Source organism: Microcystis sp. LE19-41.2A, from assembly GCF_027530405.1.
Lineage (GTDB): Bacteria > Cyanobacteriota > Cyanobacteriia > Cyanobacteriales > Microcystaceae > Microcystis > Microcystis aeruginosa.
In genome coordinates, this window is sequence record NZ_JAPZQJ010000245.1 from 17,486 (window position 1) to 28,378 (window position 10,893).

The following is a 10,893-nucleotide window of genomic DNA, read 5'->3' on the forward strand; positions in this document are numbered from 1 at the left end:
CTCCCAATCCAACTTTAAAAACCCACTCCCTAATTCATAAAAAAAGGCAGGCCAGGACCCACCTTGTTTAAACCTGAGATATTAGCGATAATTAGGCTTCATCGAGGGCGGCAATACCGGGTAAAACCTTCCCTTCGAGTAATTCCAAACTAGCGCCACCACCGGTGGAAATATGGCTCATTTTTTCCGCCACTCCCACTTTTTCCACCGCCGCTACCGAGTCACCACCACCGATAATGGTAGTTGTACCCGTAGCGGTTAAATCGGCTAAAGTGTGAGCGATCGCATCTGTACCCGCCGCAAATTTATCGAACTCGAACACCCCCATCGGGCCATTCCAGAGGACAGATTTACAGTTAGATAAAGCTTCTTGGAAAACTTTAACTGATTCAGGTCCGATATCCAATCCCATCCAACCATCGGGAATATTTTCGACCTTGACGATTTGGGAATTGGCATCTTTATCGAATTGATCCGCTAACACCACATCGGTAGGAAGGAGGAATTCCACTCCTTTTTCTTTAGCTTTCGCTTCCAGGGATTTGGCTAATTCCAGTTTGTCTTCTTCCACCAAAGACTTACCAACACTTAAACCGCGGGCCTTGTAGAAAGTAAAGATCATACCGCCACCGATGAGCAGTTTATCGCACTTTTCTAATAGAGTTTCGATCACGCCAATTTTACTAGAAACCTTAGAACCGCCGATAATCGCCGCTAGGGGACGTTGGGGAGTTTCAATAGCTGCTTGTAGGTAGTTTAACTCTTTTTCAATCAAATAACCCGCCACCGAGGGGCTGAGATAGTGGGTAACGCCTTCCGTGGAAGCGTGGGCGCGGTGGGCGGTACCAAAAGCATCATTAACGTATAAATCGGCATTAGCGGCTAATTTTTTGGCAAAATCGGGATCATTTGCCTCCTCTTCACCGTGGAAACGCAGATTTTCTAACAGGGCCACTTGACCGTTAGACATTTGACTAATCGCTGCCGTCACTCCCTCACCAATACAATCGGGACACATGATTACTTCTTGGCCCAATAATTCCGAGAGACGTTTAGCTACAGGGGTCAGACGCAAATTTTCTTTAACTTGACCGTCGGGGCGACCCATGTGGCTGCATAAAATAACCTTAGCCCCTTTTTTGATTAAATCCTCAATGGTTGGTAGTGCTGCCCGAATGCGGGTATCATCGCTGATTGCTCCGGTGGCTTTGTCCATGGGAACGTTAAAATCGACCCGGACTAAGACCCGTTTACCCGCTAAATCAGCTTCTGTTAAATTCGCTACTGTTTTTTTTGGCACAGCCCATAACCTCCTAGATTGCTTACCGTACAATAAAGATTAAATCAGGGTATCGCTACTTGCGGCAATTACTTTGACAAAGATTATTTCAGATTTGGGGATCAGTGTTGCAGTTCCAAGACCGATTTTCCCAGAAAAATTTGATTGGAGAGACTTGCTAATTATGTTTGAGACGATTTTATTTCCCATCGACCACAGCCGCGAAAGTCGTGACGCTACCAGTAGTGTGATCGAATTAGTCAAAATCTTTGACAGTCGTTTGGTCCTGTTGTCGGTGGTGGAAACGACACCCGCCGGAGAAATTGCCCCCGACGATAAGATGAGTTCGATCGAAGCGGTGGATAGATTGTTACAATCGGTGCGGGCGATTTTTGCCCAAGCTGACATCACTGCGGAAATGATTGAACGGGAGGGAATACCCTCTTTTGTCATCTGTGATGTGGCCGATGAAGTTAATGCCGACCTGATCGTTATGGGTTGTCGCGGTTTAGGATTAACCAGCGAAGGTGTGTCCGAAAGCGTCACCACCAAAGTTATTAACCTTGCCCCCTGTCCAGTGTTGATTATCCCTTAATCAGTGAGCAGTTATCAGTGAGCAGTTATCATACTAAATCCAGTTATTAAAGACTGATTATCTATTCCTCCTTTTGCCTCTTGCCCCCCCGACGTCGGGGGGGTTGCCTCTTGCCTATCCTGATATGTCGCCTATACTCAACGGATTTAGTATCAGATGTGAGTTTTCAGTTCACTGATTACTGTTTACTGTACGGCTACGCCGTGCCTTTGGCAACACTGAAACAAGGCTCCCCATCTCCCCCGTCTCCTGAGAGAAATGTAACGAATTGTGAGAGTTTCAGCCGTCAACCCTTGAAAACTCGATCGATGGGGTTGCTTGAAGTAATTCTTAGGCCTAAAGTGTAATCTTAAAGTTTTATGATCAATTTTCCTGTTGATCGGAAAAAGGAGAACTCAAACACAATGGCTGAAACTGGATACAAACAGGTGGTGACACCCTACAATGATGATCCGTTCATTGGTCATCTAGCTACCCCCATTTCCGCTTCTGGTTTTACCAAAGCTTTTATTGGTAACTTACCTGCCTATCGTCCCGGTCTAGCTCCGATTCTGCGCGGTCTAGAAGTGGGTATGGCCCACGGTTATTTCCTCGGTGGTCCCTGGGTTGTCCTGGGTCCCCTGAGAGACTCGGAATATGCCAATCTCGGCGGCTTAATCCCCGCTTTGGCCATGGTTCTCTTGGCTACGGGTTGTTTAGCTAGTTATGGTCTTGTCTCTTTCCAAGGTAAGGCCGCTAGTGGTGATCCGCTGAAATCCTCCGAGGGTTGGAGTCAATTCGCCGCCGGTTTCTTTATTGGTGGTATGGGTGGCGCTTTTGTGGCCTATTTCCTCCTAGAAAATCTTGGTGTCGTTGATGGCATCATGCGCGGGGTTTTTAATCAATAATTAACCCTTGTTCTACCTGATTATCATTTCCTTATTTTTTTACTAGGAGCATTTGACATGACTGGTGCCTACGCAGCTTCTTATCTGCCTTGGATTTTAATCCCGATCGTCTGTTGGTTAATGCCAGCCGTAGTGATGGGTTTGTTATTTATCTATATCGAAAGTGAATCCTAATTTAGTCTAGGATTCCTGCAATTAAGGACTTGAAAATTAGCTATTTGATAGTTAGTTTTCAAGTCCTATTTTCTGGGGAAAAAAGAAGATGAAAATTGGTAAAACCCCACACCCTACACCCCACAACCCACACCCCACACCCTACCCGCACCGAAAAACTTTTTGCCGCAAACCCTACTTATAAAGCGGTTAGATAGCGGATTTTTTCCAACAATAGGGAGGGTTGAATCGGTTTGAGGAGATAGTCGTCAATGCCATGACGACCGAGAAAATTAACGCTGATTTCAGGGGTATCATTCAAGATTAGCACTTTACTGGCTTGAGTTTGGCTAGATTTTTTTAAAAGGTGACAGAGATGATATATATCGGGCATTTTTCGATCGACAATTATAATACTTGGCTGCACGATCTCAATTTTTTTGATAGCGGAGACACTATCGATTAACCAAATAACTTGATAATGTGCCACCATCAATAACTCACAAATAAGATTGGCAATTTCTTCGTCACTTTCAATTAAAACTACAGTGGGATGGTGGTGATTAAAATGGGGATTATTATCCGAGGGTTGGCGCTGGGATTTGGGGGGCTTTTGTTGAGGTAAACGGACGGTAAAAATGGAACCTTTATCTAAGCAAGATTCTACCTCGATCGTGCCGCGATGCAGTTCCACTAATTGTTTAGTTAAGGCCAATCCTAATCCCATACCACCATAACGACGTTTACGAGAGCCATCCAACTGGGTAAATTTTTCAAACAGAAGCGGTATTTTTTGAGCAGGAATGCCGATGCCCGTGTCTTCTACCTGAAAAATGACCTGACTGCCTTCTTTCCACAGTCTCAGCGTGATAGCACCCTGTTCGGGGGTAAATTTCAGGGCATTTTTTAACAAGTACAAAAGTATCTGCTGAACTCGATCATAATCGGCATAAAAATAATGCTCTTTTTCGGTAATTTTCATCTCTAAAATTAGATTAATTTCTTTAATTTCTGCCTCTGTTTTGATAATTTCTAAAACATGATTACAGAGATATTTTAGCGAAAATTGTTTAATATCTAAAACAGCTTTTCCTGCCGAAACTTGCGAGAAATTAAGCAAGTCATTGATTAATTCTAATAGTTTATTGCCGTTATCCTGAATAACTTTTAGATATTGTTTTTGTTTGTCGGGAGGTAAAAAATTACTAGCTGCCGAGCATTTTTGCAGGGTACTGGACAAACCGATAATACAAGTTAGGGGAGTTAATAACTCATGACTCATATTATTTAAAAATTCACTTTTGCAGAGGTTAGCGGCTTCTGCGGCCATTAAAGTATCTTGTAATTCTTGGGTTCTTTCTATTACCCGGCGTTCAAAAATATCTTTTTGTTCCTGTACTTGAGAATATAATTGCGCTTGATAGATAGCGATGGCGAGATGTTCACCAATCTGACCTAAAAATTTCTTTTCTTGCGGCAACCATTGGCGTTTTTCTTGACATTGATGGGCAATTAATAAACCCCACAATTCTTCTTGTACCACAATCGGGGCGATTAATTTTGATTGCACTTGGTGTTGTCGCAAAAATTCGGACAAACAGAAGGAAGAAGAATAGTTAACATCCACATCATCCACAGCCAGAATTAATCCTTGACGGTACTTTTCTTTGTATTGGGGAATATAGGAAAAACAATCGTCTTCGGGGGTTAAATTTAACACCGAATTTATCTGGTCAGAAATGCGCGACTCGGAAGTTATTTTTCCCTTTACCTCACCGGTACTGGGGAAAAATTGATAAATTAACAATCGGTCCACTTGCAGAAACTCCCGCGCTTCCCTGACTACGGTTTCCAGAATCACCGGTAACTCCAGACTCTGACGCATTTGCGTGATGACTTGGTTTAATAATCTTTCCTGTTGGATTTGTTGGGATAGGGCAGCTTCTACCGGTTGACAAACGGAGAAGATGCGGGAACAATCTCTATCAGCAGACGGAGAAGAAATTATCGAGAGAATTTTGACTAAAATTTTATTTTGAAAACTGCTGACATTAATGGATAGAGGCAGATTTAAAATTTGATAACCCTGCTGAATTTTTGGGTTGTGGAGAGACTTGACAGCCAGTCCTTGCAGAAAATTTTTAATCGTGTTCGCTTCAAAACTAATGCGGACTTCGTACTGAAAATTATTCCCTTGGGGACTGGCTAACAATAAAGCTTGTAGGTCAGTGGAAAGCAAGAGTTGATAGATTTCTCCTGTCTGTGGGGGAAGATCTCTTTCACTTAGACTAATCCTCGGTGCTGTCACCTGTATTGCCAACTGTCCCCACCAAGAACGAATTTGTTCGAGGTGAGTAGATGACAACACTTGACAGCAAACATAAGCGGGAGAAGCGTTCATTTATCAGTTATCAGTTATCAGTTATCAGTTATCAGTCATCAGTTATCAGTCATCAGTTATCAGTTATCAGTTATCAGTTATCAGTCATCAGTCATCAGTAAGGTGATGGGGGGACTGGGGACTGGGGTTTGGTCAAGTTTTCTTATTCCCTATCCCCTACTATTCCCCAATCCCTATTCTTAACAGTGTTTCTCATAAGTGGGAAATGTAACCTAATTTGATATCAACTCCTGACGACCGACCACTGGCTCCCCAAAACGAAAACTTCGCACCTCACCATTAAGATAACTGCTATAAATTGCCGCAGACAGATATAATCATCTCTATCTACCTAAGAATGATCCCTCGATCGAGACCCTGATTCTCAAAACCTAATCATTATTTAACCTGACTCTCAAAACTTATGCATCGTATTGCTCCCCAAGCGGGTGGTTGGACAGCAGATACCGAAGGGGTGATTATTATTGACCAAAATCCGGCCCCGATTGTTCTCCTCACCATGGCTGATACCGATATTCAAACTCTAGCGGCAGCTATCGACCATCTACCCGATAATTTTCCCGCAATTCGCGCCCTCAATTTATCGCAGTTACAGCAGCAATACAGTATCGATAACTATGGGGACAAGGTACTATCCCAAGCAAGAGTGATTATTCTTCGCTTATTGGGGGGACGGGGGAGTTGGTCCTACGGGTTGGAAGTAGTTAAGGAAATTGTCGAGGAAACCGGTGCGACTTTATTTGTCCTCCCGGGAGAGGATAAACCGGATTTAGAGTTGATGAGTCATTCCACTGCTTCCCTGACTACTGTTAACCAGTTATGGTGCTATTTCACGGAAGCAGGGATAGATAACTGGATTAATGCTGCTAAATTTATCGCGCATACCTGTCTCCATCTCGACTATCCTCCCTCTCCTCCTGGGGTTGTCCCTCGGTTGGGAATCTATTCCCAGATAACCCTATCCCAACCCCAAGCACGGACTTGGATACTTTTCTATCGTTCCCATTATCTCGCGGGTAATACCAAAGCTATCGATGCTTTAATCAGCGCTTTCACCCAAAGAAATATGGAAACTGTCCCTATCTTTCTCTCCTCTCTGCGGGAAATTGAAGTGCAAGAGGAACTATTAACCCTCTTTTCCCACCATCCCCCAGACTTAATTCTCGATACCACTAGCTTCTCTATCCAACGACCAGAAGACAAACAAAATCATCACTTCTGGCAGTCTCTCAATAAACCCATCTTCCAAGTTATCCTCAGCAGCAGCAGTTTAGAAGCTTATCAACAGGGTTATCAAGGTCTTTCCCCCCGGGATGTGGCCATGAATATCGCTTTACCGGAAATGGATGGCAAAATTATCACCCGCGCTATTTCCTTTAAATCTGTCCTCACCCGACATCCCAAACTGGAAACGGAAATAGTTATCTATCAACCCCTCCCCCACCGGGTTGATTTTGTCGCTGATTTAACCGCAAACTATTGTCAACTCTCCTCCCTTCCCAACTCCCAGAAAAAAATTGCTCTCATTTTCCCCAACTATCCCAATAAGGATGGTCGTATCGCTAACGGAGTCGGTTTAGATACTCCCGCTAGTGGTCTGGAAATTCTTCGCGCATTACAAACCCAAGGTTATACCCTCACCGACCTACCCGACCATAGCGATGAATTAATGCGATTGCTTATTTCCGGTATCACTAATGACTTGGAGACAAGGGAATTAAAACCTATCTATCAATCTCTCTCCCTAGAAGCATATCTAGATTATTTCTCCTCCCTTCCCCCCGATAATCAAAGCGCTCTGCTTGACCGTTGGGGACATCCGGACAGGGATTTTCCTATCCCCGGCATCCAGTTAGGTAATGTCTTTATCGGTATTCAACCTTCTCGCGGTTACGACCTTGACCCGACTCTTAATTATCATTCCCCCGACCTCGAACCTACCCACAGCTATCTCGCTTTTTACCATTGGTTACGACAGGAATTCCAAGTCACTGCTGTGATTAATCTCGGTAAACACGGCAATTTAGAATGGCTGCCGGGGAAAAGTCTCGCTCTTTCTCCCAATTGTTATCCCGAAATTGCTTTCTCGTCGCTGCCGAATTTCTATCCGTTTATTGTCAATGACCCCGGAGAAGGTTGCAGCGCTAAAAGACGTTCCCAAGCTGTTATCATCGACCATCTCACCCCCCCAATGACGCGAGCGGAATTGTATGGAGATTGGGAAAAGTTAGAGTCCCTCATCGATGAATATTATCAGGCAGAATCTCTTGATCCTTCTCGTTTAGCTCTGATTCGCGAGCGGATTAACGATCTGGTGGCGAAAACTAATCTCGATCGAGAGCTAGGTACGATCTCGCGTAGCGAGCGCGTTGCGACCAGCGCTTCCTTTAGTCAATTTCTCACCCTCGTGGATGGTTATCTCTGTGAACTCAAGGAAGCACAAATCCGCGACGGTTTACATATCTTCGGTCAATGTCCCCAGGGTCAGCAGTTAATTGATTTAATCCAATCGATCGCTCGTTCTCCTAGTCCCGACCGCCCCGGTTTAACCCGTTCGATCGCCCTTGACCTCCATCTCGACTGCGACCCCCTGACGGAATATAACGATACTACTACCTATCTGGAAAGTCTCGCTCAGGATTTAATTAGCCAGAAAATTGAACCTCTAGGCGAAAATACGGCAAAAGAATTGGTTTGGCTAGAAAATCAGTTAATTCCTGCTTTAAAACAAACCCCCGATGAACTTACCTATCTCTTAAAAGGTCTCACTGGCCAATACGTCCCCAGTGGTGCTTCCGGCGCTCCCACCCGCGGCCGTCCCGATGTTCTCCCCACCGGCAGAAATTTCTATTCTGTCGATACCCGCGCAATCCCCACAGAAACCGCGTGGGAAGTGGGAAGAAAGGCCGCAGAGGCACTAATTGAACGTTATACCCAAGAAAATGGCGAATATCCCCGCACTTTGGCGATTTCTATCTGGGGAACTTCGACGATGAGAAATAGTGGCGAAGATGTGGCCGAAGCCATGGCTTTACTGGGAATTCGTCCCCTTTGGGATGGTTTTTTCCGTCGGGTAGTCGGGTTTGAAATCCTTACCCCGTCTAGCTTAGGCCGTCCTCGCATTGATGTGACTGTTCGGGTATCGGGCTTTTTTAGGGACAGTTTTCCCAGCATACTACATCTTCTTAATTCTTGCATAAATGCGGTAGCTTGTCAAGAGGAAGAGGAAAAAATTAATCCTTTAGCGGCGAAAGTGAAGACAGAGAGGGAGTTTTGGCTAAGTCAGGGCTTAGGAGAAAAGGAGGCGAAACTGAGAGCTACTGCCAGAATCTTTGGCTGCAAACCGGGTGCTTACGGGGCCGGTTTACAGGGGTTAATCGAGTCACAAAACTGGCAAAATGATCAAGACTTAGCTAATGCTTATATTAACTGGAGTTGTTATGCCTATGATAGTCAAGGAACTGCCCATTCTTTACCGGAAGTATTGAGAAATAGACTGCAAGAATTAGAGATAGTGCTGCACAATCAGGACAATCGGGAACACGATATTTTCGACTCCGATGACTACTATCAATTTCAAGGCGGCTTAACTGCCAGTGTCCGGGCATTAACCGGCAAAAATCCCGTCACCTATTTTGGTGATCATTCCCGTCCGGAAAATCCCCGCATCAGAACCCTAGAGGAAGAAATTCGCCGGGTTTACCGTTCGCGAGTGGTTAACCCCAAATGGATAGCGGGAGTGATGCGACACGGCTATAAAGGCGCTTTCGAGATGGCTGCGACCGTAGATTATATTTTTGCCTACTCTGCCACTACTCATCTGGTGGAGGATTTTATCTATCAGGGAGTAGCCGAAGCTTATTTATTTGACGAGAAGGTACAACAATTTATTCAGGAGAAAAACCCCTGGGCATTGCGAGATATGGCCGAAAGATTATTAGAAGCTCAACAACGGGGATTATGGACCCAGGTGGACCAGAAAACTTTAGATCGATTGAGGGCAATTGTCCATGAGGCCGAAGGAGCGATCGAATCGGGTCAGTAATTAGACCTCTGGCAAAAATCAAAAATCTGACCTTAGGTGAGGAGTCAGTAGCCAGTAGTCAGTAGTCAGGAGAATTAAGAATGAGCATTAATCAATTAAATGCTCTATCTAAGGATTTTAGGCTCTTCGGTTTGTGTTATGCAATGGATGGGGGTTATAAGGAATGAAACCCTTATAGAGACAGACATTACCGCGATTTTTGTCAATTGTTTGCGATCTAGAGCGAACTAATCAATTAAATCTCTTGCCAGATAAGGATTTAGTCGATTTATGCCCCCATATCGAACCATACCAAGTCCCGAAGAGCCTAAAAACGCCCCAAGTACACCGATAGCCGTGACTATAAACCAAAATACTTGTAGTCCAAGAGAATAGTAGGGAAGATTTACCTTCAAGATAGAAGTATCTCGAAGGTTTAAAGGCCCTAAGCCAAAATAACGCAGGACATTTCCAGTGGATGGCATAGTTCTTCTTTGCCAAATCAATCCACCCATCATGACAACAAAAAAACTAGACATACTGAAGATAGTTATGGTTTTCTGTCGGCGAGATATTTCTTTCAGTTTTTTGACGAAAAAGATCGCTATGATAGGGGAAATAAAACAACCTATGTATACTAATGAAATTAGGATAAAGCTGCCTTTATGAAAATGCAGTTTTATACTTGAGGCATTCCTGAACAAATTCTCTGCTATTTCGGGAGTGCGACCAGTAGAATAAAGCCATTTTTGATAAAATATATGCAGTAAAACACCTGAAGAAAATATAACAAAACTAGCAAACAAAAACTTTAATTTAAATCTTTTTTTAACCGCATATGCCAGGGCAAATGATAAAAGAATCACTATTGCGTATTGACGAATCAAAATATTGATATAAACTAGGCAAAGACCCAGAATAACTTCAGTTATTGATTCCCGCTTCAATCCCCTGATCAGAAAATAGAAAGATAGGATACTTAAAGCCAGAAAAGGAACGTCGGTCATAAAGCTGTTAGCTAATCCAAAGTATAGAGGATTAACCACTAGCAGCAAAGCAGCCAACAAAGAGATTTTCTGATTGGCATTAACTTCTCTAAGCAGTCCATAAGTACCAATCGCACCGATTAATCCTAAGGTTAAAGTGGAGAAGCGTAATGCAGTAAATGAAAATCCAAAAGGAAGGCAAAATAAGGCTCCCCAAAAGGCTTGAAAAAATAGGTTAGCATGGGCTGGACTGGGAAGGCGGAAATCACCTTTCTCCAGAATCGATTTTACTGCCAGTCCATAAACCCAGTCATCATTAAGAGGAAAATTACCCAAAGGATTGACGACAATTACCATCACAGTCCATATGGCAATAATTATTAAAATATTGACAATATCAGCTTTTTTTGGATGACTAAAATAAATCCGGCTCTTCGGTAATTGTTATGCAATGGACGGGGGTTATAAGGGATGGAACCCTTATATAGAAAAGCATTTAGCGATTTTTGTCAATTGTTTTTGCTCTAGAGCGAACTAATCAATTAAGTCTCTTGCCAGATAAGGATTT

General features: G+C 43.6%; 7 protein-coding genes. 4 read left to right on the forward strand and 3 right to left on the reverse strand.

What is annotated here, in order from left to right:
• Positions 1 to 91 precede the first annotated feature (91 nt).
• Positions 92 to 1,300 (reverse strand): phosphoglycerate kinase, encoded by a 1,209-nt coding sequence (locus tag O9290_RS10890; protein ID WP_288057462.1) that lies wholly within the window; start codon positions 1,298 to 1,300, stop codon positions 92 to 94.
• Between the two features lie 163 nt (positions 1,301 to 1,463).
• Here O9290_RS10890 and O9290_RS10895 point away from each other — a divergent pair, with 163 nt between their 5' ends.
• From O9290_RS10895 to O9290_RS10905, 3 genes are all read left to right on the forward strand, one after another.
• Complete coding sequence (locus tag O9290_RS10895; RefSeq protein WP_288057463.1) at positions 1,464 to 1,874, forward strand: universal stress protein; 411 nt, start codon at positions 1,464 to 1,466, stop codon at positions 1,872 to 1,874.
• A 404-nt stretch (positions 1,875 to 2,278) separates the two neighbouring features.
• Positions 2,279 to 2,761 carry a photosystem I reaction center protein subunit XI gene (locus tag O9290_RS10900; protein WP_002757141.1) on the forward strand — a complete coding sequence of 161 codons (483 nt, stop codon included), beginning with the start codon at positions 2,279 to 2,281 and terminating at the stop codon, positions 2,759 to 2,761.
• A 57-nt stretch (positions 2,762 to 2,818) separates the two neighbouring features.
• Positions 2,819 to 2,935, forward strand: a complete 117-nt coding sequence (locus O9290_RS10905) for a photosystem I reaction center subunit VIII (protein WP_002737043.1) — start codon at positions 2,819 to 2,821, stop codon at positions 2,933 to 2,935.
• 178 nt (positions 2,936 to 3,113) lie between these two features.
• Here the strand turns inward: O9290_RS10905 and O9290_RS10910 are convergent, their stop codons facing one another.
• A complete protein-coding gene (locus O9290_RS10910; protein WP_002757139.1) occupies positions 3,114 to 5,315 on the reverse strand; it encodes a hybrid sensor histidine kinase/response regulator in 2,202 nt (733 codons plus the stop codon).
• Between the two features lie 403 nt (positions 5,316 to 5,718).
• On the opposite strand from O9290_RS10910, the gene cobN reads away from it, so the two are divergent.
• Positions 5,719 to 9,360: a cobaltochelatase subunit CobN gene (gene cobN, locus O9290_RS10915; protein ID WP_288057465.1), complete on the forward strand. Its 3,642-nt coding sequence runs from the start codon at positions 5,719 to 5,721 to the stop codon at positions 9,358 to 9,360.
• Between the two features lie 227 nt (positions 9,361 to 9,587).
• On the opposite strand, the gene O9290_RS10920 is transcribed toward cobN, so the two are convergent.
• On the reverse strand, positions 9,588 to 10,682 hold the full coding sequence (locus tag O9290_RS10920) for a glycosyltransferase family 39 protein (RefSeq protein ID WP_288058456.1): 1,095 nt from the start codon (positions 10,680 to 10,682) through the stop codon (positions 9,588 to 9,590).
• Between the last annotated feature and the right edge of the window lie 211 nt (positions 10,683 to 10,893).